General features: G+C 49.5%; 1 protein-coding gene. It reads right to left on the bottom strand.

Going from position 1 to position 837, the window contains the following annotated elements; translation table 11 throughout:
- Window positions 1-837, bottom strand: an 837-nt coding sequence (locus A3757_RS01160; protein ID WP_197469630.1) for a methyl-accepting chemotaxis protein, incomplete at both ends; no start/stop codon positions are given.

The following is an 837-nucleotide window of genomic DNA, read 5'->3' as shown; positions in this document are numbered from 1 at the left end:
GTCGGCAGGAAGCTTAAAGCCTGACACCGATGCTCGAAGCTGACTAGCCATTTCAGCAAGGTTACCGATAGATTTCGCTGTTGCCGTCGTACCTGATGAAGTTTGAGAGGTAATCTCTTGAATAACGTTCATCGTGTTAGAAATGTGACCCGCCGACAATGACTGTTGACGTGACGCGTTAGAGATATTCTGGATCAAGTCTGCAAGACTCATCGAAACTGTTTCGATTTCTTCTAGGGCAACACCCGCATCTTGTGCAAGTCGAGCTCCTCGTACCACTTCTGCCGTGGTGTGTTCCATCGAGATTACCGCTTCGTTGGTATCTGTCTGAGTGGTTTTAACCAGTGCTTCAATCTGCTTGGTTGCAGCAGAAGAACGTTCCGCCAGTCTCTGTACTTCGTCGGCAACAACCGCGAAGCCTCGACCTGCATCCCCAGCCATCGATGCCTGAATCGCAGCGTTCAAAGATAGAATGTTGGTCTGGTCGGCAATGTCGTTGATCAAGGATACGATATCCCCGATTTCCTGAGATGATTCACCCAAGCGTTTGATACGTTTTGATGTTTCTTGAATCTGCTCACGAATAGTGTCCATGCCGTGGATGGTATTTTGTACCACTTCAGCACCTTTCTTCGCGATGGTTACCGATCTTTCCGCAACCGAAGTAGACTCTGCAGCGTTAGATGATACTTGGTCGATAGACACCGCCATTTCGTTAACCGCGGCAGAAGCACCCGCAATTTCTTGCGCCTGATGCTCTGAAGATTCAGCCAGCTGCATCGCTGTGCCCTGTGTTTCCTGGGCTGATGAAGCAACCTGTAAGGCGGTATCACGAAT

The organism is Oleiphilus sp. HI0117 (assembly GCF_001635235.1).
The sequence above is the reverse complement of the archived record's forward strand: the minus strand, read 5'-3'. Positions and strand labels throughout refer to the sequence as shown.